Below are 17,188 nucleotides of genomic sequence, written 5' to 3'. Positions count from 1 at the left end.
GGCGGCCGTAGCCTGAGCGGGTGACCGATCTCGACCCGAACACGCTGCTCAAGGCCTACGACGCCCAGCTGCGGCCCGAAGTACCCGATCCGCTGCCGGCGGGCGTGACCGTGGAGCGTGACGGCCCGCTGGTACGGATCACCGGCTTGGCGGGCGGAGGTTTCCTCACCTACCGGGACCTGGACGGCCTCACCGGTGACCGGCTCGACGAGTTGATCGCCCGGCAGCGCAACTTCTTCGCGGGACGCGGGGAGCCGGTCGAGTGGAAGCTCTGCGCCCACGACGAGCCGGCCGACCTGGGCGAGCGGCTGCGCGCCGCGGGCTTCGTACCGCAGGACCCGGAGACCGTCCTGATCGGTCCGGTCGGGCCGCTGGCGGCGGCGCTGCCGGTGGTGCCGGACGGGATCCGGCTGCGCGAGGTGATGGAGCGGGCCGACCTGGAGCGGATCGCCGAGATGGAGTCGACGGTCTGGCACGACGACCGGAGCCGGCTGGTCACCGACCTGGGGCGGGAGATCGAGGCCGATCCGCTGTCCTTGACGGTGATCGTCGCCGAGGAGACGGAGGGTGGTCGGGTGGTGAGCGCCGGCTGGATCCGCTACACCGCCGGTACCCGCTTCGCCAGCCTCTGGGGCGGTTCGACGTTGCCGCAGTGGCGCCAGCGCGGGATCTACCGGGCGCTGGTGGCGTACCGCGCCCGGCTCGCCGAGAGCCGCGGCTTCAGCATGTTGCAGGTGGACGCCTCGGACAACAGCCGCCCGATCCTTCAGCGACTCGGCTTCGTGAACGTCACGACGACGACACCGTACGTCTACACTCCATGACCGTGACCCAGCCGCTGAGCGACGAGGAACGGTCCACCCTCAAGACGGGCGCGTTCGGCGCGGTCTTCCTGATCTCCAATGCCGACCCGGGAATCCTGTCGATGCTGCGGGAGAGCTTCGCGGCGGCCGGCGCGCTGGCCGGATCCCGTGGGCTGGTCAACGAGGTGCTCACCGGCGGACCGCCGCCCCGCCTCGGCGGCGGCTCGCCGGCCGAGCTGGAGGCGGCGGTGCTGCCGGCGCTGCGGCGCGCGGTGGAGATCCTGGGGGCGAAGGCGCCGGCGGAGGTCGCGAACTACCGCGCCGCGGTGCTCGACGCCGTGGACCGGGTGGCGGGGTCCACCGAGGGTACGAGCCGGGCCGAGGGCGAGCTGCTGGCCCGGGTCAGGGACGCGCTGGGCGAGCCCGCCTGATCCCGCCGTCGGTCCAGACCGCACGGACGGTCTCGCGTACGCAGACGTGCCGCAGTCGGCCGCAGGCGCAGCGGTGGTGCTCCCGGCTGTCCCGGCGGCAGGCCACCTCCGCGGGCTCCGCCGGCTCCCGCGACCGTGCCGGCTCCGGCGACCCCACCGGTTCGCGCGACCGTGCCGGATCCTGCGATCGTGCAAGATCCTGCGCCCCCGCCGGATCGTGCGACCGTGCCGGATTCTGCGGTAATTGCCCGGACATAGGGTGATACCTCCCGATATCGCCCCACTCTACCCTCGCGGGCCGGTCCCGGTGAGCTGTGTCACGCTGTGTGTCCGCGAAATCGGCGATGCTACTGACAGGTAACATGGCCGTGGGGAACTCCACAGCGTCCGTCGGTTGACCGATCGTTAAGGATCGCGGGAGGCTCCGCCCGAGGACCGGGCGAGGACGCAACACCTACAGGAGGGGTCGTCAAAGCGCGATGAACATCGTCGTACTCGTCAAGCAGGTGCCCGACTCGGGCGCGGACCGCAACCTGCGCAGTGACGACAACACGGTCGACCGGGGATCGGCGAACAACGTCATCAACGAGATGGACGAGTACGCCATCGAGGAGGCGTTGCGGGTCAAGGAGGCGCACGGGGGTGAGGTGACCGTCCTCACCATGGGCCCGGACCGCGCCAGCGAGTCGATCCGCAAGGCGCTGTCCATGGGGCCGGACAAGGCGGTGCACGTCGTCGACGACGCGCTGCACGGCTCCTGCGCCGTCGCCACCTCGAAGGTGCTCGCCGCGGCGCTCGGTACGCTCGACGCCGACCTGGTGATCTGCGGCGCCGAGTCCACCGACGGACGGGTCCAGGTGCTGCCGCACATGCTCGCCGAGCGGCTCGGGGTCGCCGCCCTCACGGGCGCGCGCAAGCTGACCGTCGACGGGAACACGCTGACCGTCGAGCGGCAGACCGAGGAGGGCTACGAGGTGGTCAGCGCCGCCACGCCCGCCGTCGTCTCGGTCTGGGACACCATCAACGAGCCGCGGTACCCGTCGTTCAAGGGGATCATGGCGGCCAAGAAGAAGCCCGTGCAGACGCTCTCCCTGGCCGACCTCGGCGTCGACGCCGCCGAGGTGGGCCTCGCGGGCGCCACCAGCGCGGTGGTCGAGCACAGCAAGCGCCCGCCGCGCTCCGGCGGCCAGAAGGTCACCGACGAGGGCTCGGGCGGCGTCGCGCTCGTCGAGTTCCTGGCCGCAGAGAAGTTCGTGTGAGTGGGCTGAGGGAGACGGGAGAGCGTCATGGCTGAAGTGTTCGTCGTCGTCGAGGCGACCAGGGAGTTCGGCGTCAAGAAGGTGACCCTCGAACTGCTCACCCTCGCCCGCGAGCTGGGTACCCCGGCCGCCGTGGTGCTCGGCGGTCCCGGTGCCGCCGCCGCCCTCGGCGACAGGCTCGGCGAGTACGGCGCGGAGAAGATCTACGCCGCGGAGAGCGAGGAGATCGACGGCTACCTCGTGGCGCCGAAGGCGACCGTGCTGGCCGAACTGGTCAGGCGGGTGCAGCCGGCCGCCGTGCTGCTCGCCTCCAGCCAGGAGGGCAAGGAGATCGGCGCGCGGCTCGCGGTCAAGCTGGACAACGGCATCCTGACCGACGTCACCGGGCTGGCCGCCGACGGTACCGCCACGCAGGTGGTCTTCGCGGGCTCGACCATCGTGAAGTCCAAGGTCACCCGCGGCCTGCCGCTGGTCACGCTGCGCCCCAACTCGGTCACCCCCGCCCCGGCGCCGGCCACCCCGACCGTCGAGCAGGTGACGGTCGAGCTCGCCGAGACCGACCGGCTGGCCAAGGTGGTCGACCGGGTCGCCGAGCAGAAGGGCTCCCGGCCGGAGCTGACCGAGGCGTCCGTCGTGGTGTCGGGCGGTCGCGGCGTGGGCGCGGCCGACAACTTCAAGCTGGTCGAGGAGCTGGCCGACCTGCTCGGCGGCGCCGTCGGCGCCTCCCGCGCGGCGGTCGACTCCGGCTTCTACCCGCACCAGTTCCAGGTCGGCCAGACCGGCAAGACCGTGTCGCCGCAGCTCTACGTCGCGCTCGGGATCTCGGGCGCGATCCAGCACCGCGCCGGCATGCAGACCTCGAAGACGATCGTCGCGGTGAACAAGGACGCCGAGGCGCCGATCTTCGAGCTGGCCGACTTCGGCGTGGTGGGCGACCTGTTCAAGGTCGTACCGCAGGCGGCCGAGGAGATTCGCAAGCGCAAGTGACGCGACCGCGGCGGCCGTACCTCCGGCGACGACGTCCGGGTACGGCCGCCGCGGCGCGACCGCATCGGCCGGCCGAGCGCGGACCGCGACGGCATCGGCCGGACATCGTGACCCGCGACGGCACCGGACGGCCACGCGCGGCCGCACCCGGTGGCGCGTACCGGCCGCACCCGGTTCGTGATTGGGCGGTTCTCACGGGTGACGCGGCGGCGTGCCCGGATAGGCTGGACGGGATGGCATATCTCGATCACGCGGCTACCACTCCGATGCTCGACGAGGCATTGGAGGCGTACGTCGCCACCACTCGCGAAGTTGGCAACGCCTCGTCCCTGCACGCCGCGGGGCGGGCCGCCCGTCGCCGGGTGGAGGAGTCCCGCGAGCGGGTGGCCGCCGCGCTCGGCGCCCGCCCGAGCGAGGTGATCTTCACGGGTGGCGGTACCGAGAGCGACAACCTCGCCGTCAAGGGCATCTTCTGGGGGCGCCGCGCCGCCGATGAGCGGCGTACCCGGGTCGTGGTCAGCGAGATCGAGCACCACGCCGTACTCGACAGCGCCGAGTGGCTGCACCGGCAGGAGGGTGCCGCGCTCACGCTGCTTCCGGTCGACGGCGCCGGACGGCTCAGCGCCGACGGCCTGCGCGCCGTCCTGGACGCCCACGGCGACGAGGTGACGCTGGTCAGCACGATGTGGGCCAACAACGAGGTCGGTACCGTCCAGCCGGTGGCGCAGCTCGCGGCGGTGGCGGCCGAGCGAGGCATCCCGCTGCACACCGACGCCGTCCAGGCGGTCGGCCAGGTACCGGTCGACTTCGGCACCAGCGGCGTCGCCGCGCTCACGGTCACCGGGCACAAGCTCGGCGGCCCGGTCGGCGTCGGTGCGCTGCTGCTCGGCCGGGACGTGGCCTGCGCGCCCGTGCTGCACGGCGGCGGCCAGGAGCGGGACCTGCGCTCCGGCACGCTCGACACGGCCGGGGTGGTCGCCTTCGCGGTCGCCGTCGAGGCCGCCGTGAAGCGCCAGCAGGACTACGCGGCGCGGGTCGCGGCGCTGCGGGACGACCTGGTCGCCCGGGTCCGCGCGGCCGTGCCGGAGGCGATCTACAACGGGGACCCGGAGCACCGGCTCCCCGGCAACGCCCACTTCTCCTTCCCGGGCTGCGAGGGCGACGCCCTGCTGATGCTGCTCGACGCGCAGGGCATCGCCTGCTCGACCGGGTCGGCCTGCTCGGCCGGGGTGGCGCAGCCGTCGCACGTGCTGCTCGCGATGGGCGCCGACGACGACCGCGCCCGCTCCTCGCTGCGCTTCGCGCTGGGCCACAACTCGACGGCCGCCGAGGTCGACGCGCTGGTGGCCGCGCTGCCCGGGGTGGTCGAGCGGGCCCGCCGGGCCGGTACCGCCCGCGCCGCCCGCGGCTGAGCCGCCGGCCGGCGCCGGTAGGCTCGTGGGGGAGGTGTCGCGGTGAGGGTACTGGCAGCCATGTCCGGCGGGGTCGACTCGGCGGTGGCCGCCGCGCGGGCGGCGGAGGCCGGGCACGACGTGACGGGGGTGCACCTGGCGCTGTCGCGCAACCCGCAGACCTACCGGTCCGGGGCGCGCGGCTGCTGCACGCTGGAGGACTCCCGCGACGCGCGCCGGGCGGCCGACGTGATCGGCATCCCGTTCTACGTCTGGGACATGGCGGACCGGTTCCACGCCGACGTGGTCGACGACTTCGTGGCCGAGTACGCGGCCGGCCGTACCCCGAACCCCTGCCTGCGCTGCAACGAGAAGATCAAGTTCGCGGCGGTGCTCGACCGGGCCGTCGCGCTCGGCTTCGACGCCGTGGTCACCGGCCACCACGCCCGGCTCGGCCCCGACGGGCTGCTGCGGCGCAGCGTCGACCTGCCGAAGGACCAGTCGTACGTGCTGGCGGTGCTGACCCGCGAGCAGCTGGACCGCTCGATCTTCCCGCTCGGGAACTCGACCAAGGCCGAGGTGCGGGCCGAGGCCGCCCGGCGCGGCCTCGGCGTGGCCGACAAGCCCGACTCGCACGACATCTGCTTCATCGCCGACGGCGACACCCGGCGGTTCCTCGCCGAGCGGCTGGGCGAGGCCCCCGGCGACGTGGTGGACGCCACCACCGGTGCCGTGATCGGGGCGCACTCCGGCGCGTACGGGTACACCGTGGGCCAGCGGCGCGGCCTGCGCCTGGAGACCCCGGCCCCGGACGGGCGGCCGCGGTACGTCCTGTCGATCACGCCCAAGACCAACACCGTCACGGTCGGCCCGGCCGAGGCGCTGGAGGCGGCCGAGGTGACCGCCGTGCGGCCGGTTTGGACCGGTGGGCCCGCGCCGGAGGCACCGCTGGAGTGCCAGGTGCAGCTGCGGGCGCACGGCGAGGTGGTGCCGGCGACGGTACGCCTCGACGGCGGGGAACTCCGTGCCGAGCTGCACCGGCCGGTGCGCGGGGTGGCCCCGGGGCAGGCGATCGTGGCGTACCGGCCGGACCCGGCCGGCGACGTGGTGCTCGGCTCGGCCACCATCACCGGCTGACGGGCGCGGCAACCGGCCGACGGACGAGGCCGAACACAGCGAGGAGCGGACGGACGTGACTGAGGAGCGAGGCTGGCCCTGGCCGGCGGGCGCGGCGACCGGGATCGGCTCGCTGCCCGGTACGGACATCGCGGAGACCCAGCGGATCGTGCTCGGCGAACTGCCGGCGCTGCCGCACCTGCCCGAGCTGCCCGCCCGGGGCCCCGGTGCCGACCTCGTCGGGCGTACCGCGGGGCTGCTGGTCGAGCTGCCGGTGGAGCTGTACGCGGCCCGGTGGCGGGTGGCCAACCGCCCCGGGCGGGACCTGCGGCGCGCCCGGGACCTGCTGGAACGCGACCTCGACCAGCTGACCGAGCAGGCCGAGGAGTACGCCGGCGACATCAAGGTCCAGGCGGCCGGCCCGTTCACCCTGGCCGCCAGCCTCGACCGGGGCATCGGCGGCCGGATGCTGCGCGACCCGGGCGCGGTGCGCGACCTCACCGAGTCGCTGGCCGAGGGGCTGCGCGGGCACGTCGCCGACGTGCGGCGCCGGCTGCCCCGGGCCACCGTGCTGCTCCAGCTCGACGAGCCGTCGCTGCCGGCCGTGCTGGCCGGCCGGGTGCCGACCGAGAGCGGGCTCAGCGCGTACCGGCCGGTCGAGGCGGCCACCGCCATCGACCTGCTCGGCGCGGTGGTCTCGGCCGTCGGGGCGCCGGTCGTGGTGCACTGCTGCGCCCCCGACGTACCGCTGGAGCTGATCCGCTCGGCCGGCGCCGCCGCCGTCGCCCTCGACCTCGACCTGGTCGAGAAGCTCGACCCGCTCGGCGAGGCGATCGACGCGGGGCTCGGACTCCTCGCGGGCGCCGCGCCCGCGCTGCCGCCGCCCGCCGGCCGCGCGCCGACCTCGGCGCAGGTCGCCGACAAGGTACGGCAGCTCTGGGACCGGCTCGGCTTTCCGCGTACCCGCCTGGCGCGGCAGGTCGTGGTGACCCCCGCCTGCGGGCTGGCCGGGGCGAGCCCCGAGCACGCCCGGCAGGTCCTGGCGGCCTGTCGGGACGCCGCCCGCCGGCTGTACGAGGAGTGACGGCCCGGCGCGGCGGCCGGGCATGATGACCGGCATGACGGATCGAGTGCAGACCTCGCCCGGCGTGACCGGACCGCCGACCGCCGCCACGGCCGCCGCGATGACCGCCTCCGGATCGCTCTTCGGACTCGCGTACGGGGACGCGCTGGGCCGGCCGACCGAGTTCCTTCCCGTCGACGAGATCGTCCGACGGTACGGCCCCGCCGGCCCGCGCGAGCTGACCGGCGCTCCGGCGATGGTCACCGACGACACGCAGATGACGCTGGCGGTCGGCTGGGCGCTGCACGACGCGCCGGCGGCCACCCCCGAGGCGCTGGAGCCGCTGCTGCGGGCCCGCTTCGTCGGGTGGGCGGCCAGCCCCGACAACAACCGGGCACCCGGCGCGACCTGCCTGCGCGCCTGCGGCGGGCTGGCGCGGGGCCTGCCCTGGCAGGACGCGACCATGGCCGAGTCGAAGGGGTGCGGGGCGAACATGCGGGTCGTCCCGGTCGGCCTGGTACCCGGCTACGACCTGGACACCCTGGCCGGGGTCGCCCAGCTCCAGGCGGGGCTCACCCACGGCCATCCGACCGGGTTGGCCGCCAGCGAGCTGACCGCGTACGCGGTGCGGCTGCTCCGGGACGGCGCGGCGCTGGCCGACGTGCCGGCGCTGCTGCGGGCGCGGGCCCGCGAGCAGCGCGCCGTCTACCGGGGCGACTGGCTCGGCGCGCTGTGGCGGCGTTCCGGCGACGGTGATCCGGTGAGCTTCGTCTCCCGGGGCTGGGACGAGTGCCTCGCCGTGCTCGACCGGCTCGACGCCGCGCTCGCGGCGCCGGACGACGGCGGCGATCCGTGCCGGGCCACGGGCGAGGGGTGGATCGCCGAGGAGGCGCTGGCGACCGCGCTGTACTGCGCGGTGCGGCACGCCGACGAGCCGGTGGCCGCGCTGGCCCGGGGCGCCACCACCGGCGGCGACTCGGACTCGATCGCCTGCCTGGCGGGTGCCTTCGTCGGCGCCGCGTACGGGCTGGCCGCCTGGCCGCCGGAGTGGCTGGACCGGATCGAGTACGCCGACCAGCTCGCCACGCTCGGCACCGCCTGGGACTGACCCCGTCGATCTAGGGCAAATCCTCGTTCTTTGATCTCCAATCACGTCGATTTGCCCTAGATCGACGGGCGGGGGCGGGGGATGTCGGTCCCTGCGGCTACCGTTCGGGGATAGCGTGATCACGGAGGTCAGAGGGTGTCCGAAGAAGTCATTCCCGCGAAGGTCAGCGCCGCACAGGAGGCGAGCGCCGGCGCGGAACCGCCCGCGGAGGCGCGGGAGCGGCACGCGGTGCTGAGCGCCGAGATCACCGATCACCAGTACCGCTACTACGTGCTCGACTCGCCGACGATCTCCGACGCCGAGTTCGACGTGCTGCTGCGCGAGCTGGAGGGGCTGGAGGAGCGGTTCCCGGCGCTGCGTACCCCTGACTCGCCCACGCAGCGGGTCGGCGGCACCTTCTCGACCCAGTTCACCCCGGTCACCCATGCCGAGCGGATGATGTCGCTCGACAACGCCTTCGACCCGGCGGAGCTGAACGCCTGGGCCGAGCGGGTCGAGCGGGACGCCGGCGGCCCGGTGCCCTACCTCTGCGAACTCAAGGTCGACGGGCTGGCGATCAATCTGACCTACGAGCGGGGCCGGCTCGTCCGGGCCGCGACCCGGGGCGACGGGCGTACCGGCGAGGACGTCACACCCAACGTCCGGACCATCCGGGACATCCCGGAGCGGCTCGCCGACGGCCTGGCCGAGGTGCCGGAGCTGCTGGAGGTCCGTGGGGAGATTTACTTCCCGGTGGAGGCGTTCGCCGACCTCAACGCCAGCCTGGTGGAGCAGGGCAAGGCGCCGTTCGCCAACCCGCGCAACGCCGCCGCTGGGAGCCTGCGGCAGAAGGATCCCCGGATCACCGCCTCCCGGCCCCTGCGCCTGGTGGTGCACGGCATCGGGGCCCGGCAGGGGTTCCAGCCGGAGGCGCAGTCCGAGGCGTACGCCGCGCTGCGCGCCTGGGGGCTGCCCACCAGCGACCGCTGGCGGGTGGTGCCGGATCTCGCCGGGGTACGGGAGTACATCGACTACTACGCGGCGCACCGGCACGACGTGGAGCACGAGATCGACGGCGTGGTGGTGAAGGTCGACCCGGTCTCGATCCAGGGCCGGCTGGGCTCGACGAGCCGCGCGCCCCGCTGGGCCATCGCCTTCAAGTACCCGCCCGAGGAGGTGACCACCAAGCTGCTCGACATCGACGTCAACGTCGGGCGTACCGGCCGGGTCACCCCGTTCGCGGTGCTCGAACCGGTGCGCGTCGCCGGCTCCACGGTCGCGCTGGCCACCCTGCACAACGCCCGCGAGGTGGCCCGCAAGGGCGTACGCATCGGCGACACGGTGGTGCTGCGCAAGGCCGGCGACGTGATCCCCGAGGTGCTCGGGCCGGTGATCGACCTGCGCCCGGTCGACGCGCGGGAGTTCGTGATGCCGACGAACTGCCCGGCCTGCGGCACCCCGCTGGCGCCCGCCAAGGAGGGCGACGTCGACATCCGTTGCCCCAACTCGCGTACCTGCCCGGCGCAACTGCGCGAGCGGGTCTTCCACCTGGCCGGACGGGGCGCGCTCGACATCGAGGTGCTCGGCGAGAAGTCGGCCCGCGCCCTGCTGGACTCGCAGGTCATCACCGACGAGGGCGACCTGTTCTCCCTCGACGCGGAGCGGCTCGCCCGGGCGCCCTTCTTCGTGAACAAGGACGGCACGCTCGGCAGCAACGCGGTGAAGCTGCTCGACAACCTGGTCGAGGCGCGGCAGCGGCCACTCTGGCGGGTGCTGGTGGCGCTGTCGATCCGGCACGTCGGCCCGACCGCGGCCCAGGCGCTGGCCCGCCACTTCGGCTCGATCCCGGCGATCGAGGCGGCCAGCGAGGAGGAGCTCGCCTCCGTCGAGGGGGTCGGCCCGACCATCGCGGCCAGCCTGCGGGAGTGGTTCGGCGTCGACTGGCACCGCGAGGTGGTCCGCAAGTGGACGGAGGCCGGCGTACGCATGGCGGAGGAGCGGGTCGAGCAGGGCCCGCGCCCGCTGGAGGGGGTGACCGTGGTGGTCACCGGCACGCTGGCCGGCTACTCGCGCGACCAGGCCGCCGAGGCGGTGCAGACCCTCGGGGGCAAGGTGAGCGGCTCGGTTTCGAAGAAGACCGGCTTCGTCGTGGTGGGCGACAACCCCGGCTCGAAGGCCGACAAGGCCGCCTCGCTCAAGGTGCCGGTGCTCGACGAGGACGGCTTCCGGGTGCTGCTGGCCGAGGGGCCGGAGGCGGCCCGCCAGGTGGCGCAAAGTAACGAGGAATCCGGCGACAGCTGACACTCCGTGTCGGAAGGGCGCGGCACCGAGATGCGTCGTATTCCAAGTTAGTCACGACTACATCCGATTCGTGGCTGTCACCCCTCACAATCCTAGGGTGAGGGCGTTTGATGGGGGGACGGCGCGGCGACCGGCCCGCGCCCCGGGCGACTGAGGTCTGGAGGTCGGATGGAGACCGCCGCGCTGCGGAACTCCGTTCCCCCTGGGCGGGCGGTGCCGTTCTTCGGCTTCGTCTGGACCATCGTCGTCCTCGCGGCCCTCCTCTGCGCCCGACCGCTGCTCGCCCTGCCGGACCAGATCGCGCAGCTGCCGGCGGCCTTCTGGACCATGGCGGCCCTCGCCGTCATCGGCGACTCCCGCCCGTTCGCCCCGCCGGTGCGCCGGCAGAGCCCGGCCGTCTTCCCGTCCGTCTGCTTCACCTTCGCGATCCTGCTGGCCTGGGGCGTCGGTCCGGCCGTGGCGGTACAGGCCGCCGCGGTCATCGTGTCGAGCTGGCGGATGCGCCACGCGCCCTGGCGGGCGGCGTTCAACCTGGCCCAGTACGCGCTGGCGCTGACCGCGGCGTACGAGGTGACCCGGCTGGCCGCCGAGGGCGCCTTCCGGGGCGAGGCCCCGCTGCGCTGGACCGACGTGCTGGCCACGGCCGGGGCGGCGGGCGCCTGGTTCCTGGTGACGTACGGGTTGGTGAGCCTCGCGGTACGGCTGCGCTTCGGCGGGAGGTGGTGGCCGGCGGTCCGGCACGGGTTCGCCTTCGAGCTGCTCTCCGCGGGCTCGTTGCTGCTGCTCAGCCCGGTGCTGGTGGCCGCCGCCCGGGTGAGCGCCACGCTGATCCCGCTGGTGCTGGTACCGCTCTTCGCGGTCCACCGGATGTCGCGGCTCTCCGCCGAGCAGGAGCAGCTGGCCCACCGCGACCCGCTCACCGGCCTGCCGAACCGCAAGGCGCTGCTCACCGCGGTCGAGGAGCAGTTGGCGCTGCACGCCCCGAGGGCCGCGCGCGGCGTACCCGAGCCGCACCTGGCCCTGCTCCTGCTCGACCTGGACCGCTTCAAACACGTCAACGACGCCCTCGGGCACGCCGTGGGGGACCGGCTGCTCATCGAGGTCGGGCGCCGGCTGAGCCGGCTGGCCCGGCCGCAGGACATGGTGGCCCGGCTCGGCGGCGACGAGTTCGCCATCCTCGCCACCCGCCTCGGCGGTGTGTCGGACGCCCGCGCGCTCGCCGAGCAGGTGGTGGCGGCGCTGACCGAGCCGGTCGCGCTGGACGGGCTTCCGCTCGACGTCGGCGGTTCGATCGGGGTCGCGGTCCATCCCGAGCACGGCGAAGACTTCGCCACCCTGATGCGCCACGCCGACGTGGCGATGTACGACGCCAAGCACCGGGGCGACACCATCGCCGTGTACGCGCCCGAGTCGGACCACAACTCGCCGGAGCGGCTGGGCCTCCTGGCCGACCTGCGCCGGGTGCTGGAGGCCGGCAGCTCCGCGGCGGCCGGTCTCCCGGCGGGCGGTCTTCCGGCGGGCGGTGCGTCGGCGGCCGGTCTCCCGGCGGCTGGTCTCGCGGCGGCCGGTGCGTCGGCCTCCGGCGACGCCGGCGGCGGCGAGGCCCGGTCGGCGGGCGCCGCCCAGGCCGGCGGCGGCGTCCCGGGGTCGGGCGGACGCTCCGGCGGCCCGGCCGACCTCGCCGGCCTGCCCGGTCCCGATCCCGCCACGCTCGCGGCGCTGCCGCCCGCGGTGGCGAACATCCTGGCCACGCCGCTGCGCGGCGGCGACGGCGCCCGGGCCGAGACGGTCCCGGCCGGCGCGCTGCGCGCCGGAACCGACCGGACCGACCGGACCGACCGGACCGACCGGACCGGGTCGGGCGGCGGACGGGCCGTGCGGATCTCCCGGTGGAAGGGGCCGGCCGGCGGACCCCCCGATCCGGGCGGCGAACCCGCCGTGGGCACCGGGGCGTCGGGTGCCGCCGCCGGGCTCGCGCCCGGCCAGGACGCCGGCGAGATCATGATGTACTACCAGCCCCAGATCGCCATCGACACCGGCGAGGTCGTCGGCGTCGAGGCGCTGTTGCGCTGGCGCCACCCCCGCCGGGGGATGGTGAACCCGGAGGAGCTGATCCGGGTCGCCGAGCAGAGCGCCGTGATGCGCCTGCTCACCCGTCGCGTCGTCGACGACGTCTTCGAGCAGCTCGCGAAGTGGTCCGCAGCCGGGATCACGCTCCGCGCCGCGGTCAACGTCAGCGTCCGCGACCTGCAGACCGGCGAGATCGCCGACCAGATCGCCGACCGGCTCGCCCGGTACGGGATCAGCCCGGCGCAGCTCCAACTGGAGATCACCGAGGGCGCGCTGATGGCCGACCCACGCCGCGCGCTCGCCACCATCTCCCGGCTCGACCGGATCGGCGTCGCCATCGCGCTGGACGACTTCGGCACCGGCTACTCGTCGATGCAACACCTGCGCCGGCTGCCGCTGGCCGAGGTGAAGGTCGACCGCTCCTTCGTACTCGGCATGGCGACCGACGCCGACGACGCCGCGATCGTGCGGTCGGTGATCGAGCTGGCCGGCGCGCTCGGCCTGCGGGTGGTGGCCGAGGGCGTGGAGGACGAGCGGACCTGGCGGCTGCTGCACGCCGCGGGCTGCCACGTCGCGCAGGGCTGGTTCTACGCCCGGCCGATGCCGGCCGAGGACCTGGTGACCTGGCTGGCCCGGTACCGCCCGCTCAAGCCCGGCGGCTAGCGCGGGGTACCGGGGGAGGCGGGCACCGGGCGCCGCCGGCTCACAAATAGACTCGCTCTGGTCACGGCCCGGCTGTCACGCTGGGTCGTCCCGGTACGGGCGGCACGCCCGGCCGGAACCGCACGCTAGGCACGAAGGGGGCACGGATGGCCGCCATCTCCCGCGAAGAGGTCGCGCACTTGGCGCGCCTGTCGCGGCTCGCCGTCACCGAGGATGAGCTGGACATGTTCGCCGGCCAGCTCGACGTCATCCTCCAGTCGGTGGCGCGGGTCGGCGAGGTCGCCGCCGCCGACATCCCCCCGACCTCGCACTCCGTACCGCTGACCAACGTGCTGCGCGACGACGTCGAGGTGCCGTGCCTGACCCGCGAGGAGGCGCTCTCCGGCGCGCCGGACGTCGCGGAGGACCGCTTCCGCGTACCGCGGATCCTGGACGAGGAGCTCTGAGCGCCATGACGGACGTGACCAGGATGACGGCGGTCCAGGTGGCCGCGCTCATCGCCAGCGGTGAGGCGTCGGCCGTCGAGGTGGCCCAGGCCCACCTGGACCGGATCGCGGCGGTGGACGACCGGGTGCACGCGTTCCTGCACGTCGACACCGAGGGGGCGCTGGCGGCGGCGCGCGCGGTCGACGAGCGCCGGGCCGCCGGTGAGGAGTTGGGGCCGTTGGCCGGGGTGCCGGTCGCGGTCAAGGACGTGCTGACCACCAAGGGGGTGCCGACCACCGTCGGCTCGCGCATCCTGGAGGGCTGGCGCCCGCCGTACGACTCGACGATCGTCGAGCGGCTGCGGGCGGCCGGTACGGTGCTGCTCGGCAAGACCAACATGGACGAGTTCGCGATGGGTTCCTCCACCGAGTACTCGGCGTACGGGCCGACGTACAACCCCTGGGACCTGACCCGGATTCCGGGCGGTTCGGGTGGCGGCAGCGCGGCGGCGATCGCCGCGTACGAGGCGCCGCTGGCGATCGGTTCGGACACCGGTGGCTCGATCCGGCAGCCGGGCGCGGTGACCGGCACGGTCGGCGCGAAGCCGACCTACGGCGGTACCTCCCGCTACGGCCTGGTGGCGTTCTCCTCGTCGCTGGACACCCCCGGCCCCTGCGCCCGTACCGTCGAGGACGCCGCCCTGCTGCACGCGGCGATCGGCGGGCACGACCCGCGCGACTCGACCTCGATCCCGCAGCCCGTACCGGACGTCGTCGCCGCGGCCCGGGCGGGCGCCAGCGGCGACCTGACCGGGGTGCGGCTCGGCGTGGTGAGCGAGTTCTCCGGCGAGGGCGCCGAGCCGGGGGTGCTGGCCGCGTTCCGGGACGCGCTCGACACGCTGACCAAGCTGGGCGCCGAGATCGTCGAGGTCTCCTGCCCGCACTTCCAGTACGCCCTGCCGGCCTACTACCTGATCGCGCCGAGCGAGTGCTCCTCGAACCTGGCCCGCTTCGACGGGGTGCGGTTCGGGCTGCGGGCCGGCGACGACGGGTCCCGCTCGCTGGAGGAGGTCATGTCGCTGACCCGGGACACCGGCTTCGGCCCCGAGGTCAAGCGGCGGATCATGCTCGGCACGTACGCGCTCTCGTCCGGCTACTACGACGCGTACTACGGGCAGGCGCAGAAGGTCCGTACGCTCATCACCCGCGACTTCACGGCCGCGTTCGAGCAGGTGGACGTCCTGGTCTCGCCGACGACCCCGTTCGTCGCCTTCCCGTTCGGCTCGCGCACGGGCGACCCGTACCAGATGTACCTGGCGGACCTCTTCACGATCCCGACCAACCTCTACGGCGGGCCGGGCATCTCGGTGCCGTGCGGTCTCTCCGAGGGGCTGCCGGTCGGGCTCCAGATCATGGCCCCGACCATGGCCGACGACCGGATGTACCGGGTCGCCGCCGCGCTGGAGTCGGCGGTCGGCGTGCTCACCCCGCCGGCCCTGTAGTCTCCGCTCCTCGTCGCCCCCGGTCCGGGGCGGTCCGCGCGACCGCCCGGGGACCGGGGGCGCCGTTTTCCCGGCCCCGCCTCGGGCACGCCGCCTCCCCGGCCCGGCCCGGTGTCTCGGCCCGGCCCGGTGTCTCGGCCCGGCCGCTCCGACCGGCGGCGCCGCCCCCTGGCCCGGTCCGGTCGTTCGATCGTCGCCCCCGGTCCGGTCGCCCGACCGGCGGTCCGGCCCGGCCGGAAGGGTGGCGCGTGACGATCACCGGACCGGATAGCCTCAGGCCCTCCTGACCCGACGTCGGAAAGGGCGACACGTGAGGCTGGCACGGGGGAAGACTCTGGCTGCCGTGGGAATGCTGTCCATCCTGGCCGGTCCGGCCGGATCCGCCCCGGCCGCCGCTGCTCCGGCGGGTGTCGCCCCGGCCCCCGGCGTGGCGGCGGGTGCCGCCCCGGCCGCCGCCGCTCCGGCGGGTGCCGCCCCGGCCGCCGGCGGGTCGACGGCGACACCGCTCCGGTCCACCGCAGGCGCGCCCACCGGCCCCGCGCCCGCCGCGGCCGGCGCGGCCCGGCCCGCGCCCCGCTTCGACTTCGACGGCGACGGCCGGGACGAACTGGTCGTCTTCGCCGCGTTCAGCGGGCTCAAGGCGGGGCTGATCGTGGGGTATTCCGGCGTGCCGCGCCGCGAGGTCGTTTCCCCGTCCTCGCTGACCGATCCCACCTACACCTTCAACAGCACCTTCACGGCCGGCGACTTCGACGGGGACGGCTTCGCCGACCTCGCCGTGGCCGGGTCCCGGACGGTCGGGAGCGGCTCCGAGCGTACGGTCTGCGTCTACTCCGGCGGCCCGGGCGGGCTCGACCGGGCCCACGCCGACTGCCTGCCGGTGGCGGGCGCGGCGACCCTCGTGGCCGGCGACCTCGACGGCGACGGCCGGGACGAACTCGCCGTCGGCGACGGCGCCCCCGAGCGCGACGGGCCGTTCCGGGGCGCCGTGACAGTGCTCCGCGGCGGCGCGGACGGCCTCACCGTCGACGGCGCGCAGGTCGTCCGCCAGGTGCTGCCGCGCTGGCCGGGCCTGGTCGAGGAGACCTTCGGCGGCCAACTGGCGATCGGTGACCTCACCGGGGACGGCCACGACGATCTCGTGATCGGCGGGACGCGGCGGGGCGAGACCGAGTCCGACGCGCACGGCGTGGTGACGCTCGTGCCTGGGTCGGCCGGTGGACCGGACCCCACCCGGGCCAGCAAGCTGGAGGGGCAGCTGGACACCTTCCTCAGCCTGCCCGTCGACGTGATGACCCTCGCCGATCTCAACGCGGACGGGCGGGAGGACCTGGTACTCGGGCTGCCCCGGTACGACGACGGCGAGGTGATGTACCTCCCCGGCTCCGCCGCCGGGATCTCCCTGGCCGGGAGCCGGCGGATCGACCAGGGCACGCCGGGGGTGCCCGGCGAGCCGGACGGCGACGCCGACGGGAGCCACTTCGGCTTCTCGATCGCGACCGGGGACGCGACCGGCGACGGGATCCCGGACCTGCTGGTCGGCGCGATCACCGACAACGTGGGGGAGGTGTCCGGGGCCGGGTCGGTGACGCTGATCCCCGGTACGCCCCAGGGCCCGACCGGCGCCGGGTCCCTCCGCTACACCCAGGACGTCCCCCGGACCGGTGTCCGGCGTCCGGACCCGAGCGGTCCGGAACCGGCGGAGCCGGAGGACTACCTCGGCTCGGCGGTGGCCCTGCTCGACCTGGACGGTACCGGCCCGCTGGAGATCTTCGCCGAGGCGAAGTACGAGGACACCTTCACGTCCGGCCTGCTCGCACAGCTGCGGTTGCAGCCGCCGGTGCCGCGCCGCGACGGCGGGCCGACGGCCGGGCCCCGGCTGCTGCCGGTCGAGCAGTACCGTCCCGCCGACCTCTCCGGCCCCGGATTCGACGTCCTCCGGCTCGGCTACGGCCTGCTCGGCGGCGCGCACCCGTACTGACCCCGACCCTCGTCGCGCGCGACAGGAGCCCGGACAGCACCCTCGCGCTGCTGCGCGACGGCTACCGGTTCGTCTCCCGCCGCTGCGACCGGTACGGCACGGACGTCTT

General features: G+C 74.6%; 13 protein-coding genes. All 13 read left to right on the top strand.

Going from position 1 to position 17,188, the window contains the following annotated elements:
- The first annotated feature begins 20 nt into the window (after nt 1-20).
- Nucleotides 21-824 (top strand): GNAT family N-acetyltransferase, encoded by an 804-nt coding sequence (locus AB0J86_RS09740; RefSeq protein WP_363855191.1) that lies wholly within the window; start codon nt 21-23, stop codon nt 822-824.
- Nucleotides 821-1,234, top strand: a complete 414-nt coding sequence (locus tag AB0J86_RS09735; protein WP_363855188.1) for a hypothetical protein — start codon at nt 821-823, stop codon at nt 1,232-1,234. Before AB0J86_RS09740 ends, AB0J86_RS09735 begins: the two co-directional genes overlap by 4 nt.
- A 479-nt stretch (nt 1,235-1,713) precedes the next feature.
- Nucleotides 1,714-2,493, top strand: a complete 780-nt coding sequence (locus AB0J86_RS09730; RefSeq protein ID WP_363855187.1) for an electron transfer flavoprotein subunit beta/FixA family protein — start codon at nt 1,714-1,716, stop codon at nt 2,491-2,493.
- A 27-nt stretch (nt 2,494-2,520) separates the two neighbouring features.
- Entirely contained in the window at nt 2,521-3,480 is a 960-nt protein-coding gene (locus AB0J86_RS09725; protein ID WP_363855185.1) for an electron transfer flavoprotein subunit alpha/FixB family protein, read from the top strand.
- Nucleotides 3,481-3,713: 233 nt separating this feature from the next.
- Nucleotides 3,714-4,892 (top strand): cysteine desulfurase family protein, encoded by a 1,179-nt coding sequence (locus tag AB0J86_RS09720; protein ID WP_363855182.1) that lies wholly within the window; start codon nt 3,714-3,716, stop codon nt 4,890-4,892.
- Between the two features lie 42 nt (nt 4,893-4,934).
- The gene (mnmA, locus tag AB0J86_RS09715; protein WP_363855179.1) at nt 4,935-6,008 is read left to right on the top strand and encodes a tRNA 2-thiouridine(34) synthase MnmA; all 1,074 of its coding nucleotides are present in this window, start codon (nt 4,935-4,937) and stop codon (nt 6,006-6,008) included.
- Nucleotides 6,009-6,063: 55 nt separating this feature from the next.
- On the top strand, nt 6,064-7,071 hold the full coding sequence (locus AB0J86_RS09710) for a methionine synthase (RefSeq protein ID WP_363855176.1): 1,008 nt from the start codon (nt 6,064-6,066) through the stop codon (nt 7,069-7,071).
- 100 nt (nt 7,072-7,171) lie between these two features.
- Complete coding sequence (locus tag AB0J86_RS09705) at nt 7,172-8,158, top strand: ADP-ribosylglycohydrolase family protein (RefSeq protein WP_363855372.1); 987 nt, start codon at nt 7,172-7,174, stop codon at nt 8,156-8,158.
- Nucleotides 8,159-8,293: 135 nt separating this feature from the next.
- On the top strand, nt 8,294-10,438 hold the full coding sequence (gene ligA / locus AB0J86_RS09700; RefSeq protein WP_363855174.1) for an NAD-dependent DNA ligase LigA: 2,145 nt from the start codon (nt 8,294-8,296) through the stop codon (nt 10,436-10,438).
- Nucleotides 10,439-10,606: 168 nt separating this feature from the next.
- The gene (locus AB0J86_RS09695; RefSeq protein WP_363855171.1) at nt 10,607-13,171 is read left to right on the top strand and encodes a bifunctional diguanylate cyclase/phosphodiesterase; all 2,565 of its coding nucleotides are present in this window, start codon (nt 10,607-10,609) and stop codon (nt 13,169-13,171) included.
- Between the two features lie 146 nt (nt 13,172-13,317).
- Entirely contained in the window at nt 13,318-13,617 is a 300-nt protein-coding gene (gatC, locus tag AB0J86_RS09690; RefSeq protein WP_363855168.1) for an Asp-tRNA(Asn)/Glu-tRNA(Gln) amidotransferase subunit GatC, read from the top strand.
- A gap of 5 nt (nt 13,618-13,622) precedes the next feature.
- Complete coding sequence (gatA, locus tag AB0J86_RS09685) at nt 13,623-15,098, top strand: Asp-tRNA(Asn)/Glu-tRNA(Gln) amidotransferase subunit GatA (protein WP_363855165.1); 1,476 nt, start codon at nt 13,623-13,625, stop codon at nt 15,096-15,098.
- A 349-nt stretch (nt 15,099-15,447) separates the two neighbouring features.
- Complete coding sequence (locus AB0J86_RS09680; RefSeq protein WP_363855369.1) at nt 15,448-17,079, top strand: VCBS repeat-containing protein; 1,632 nt, start codon at nt 15,448-15,450, stop codon at nt 17,077-17,079.
- The last annotated feature ends 109 nt before the right edge of the window (nt 17,080-17,188 follow it).

This window comes from Micromonospora sp. NPDC049559 (genome assembly GCF_040676675.1).
In the GTDB taxonomy this organism is placed as follows: domain Bacteria; phylum Actinomycetota; class Actinomycetes; order Mycobacteriales; family Micromonosporaceae; genus JBFAPK01.
The sequence above is the reverse complement of the archived record's forward strand: the minus strand, read 5'-3'. Positions and strand labels throughout refer to the sequence as shown.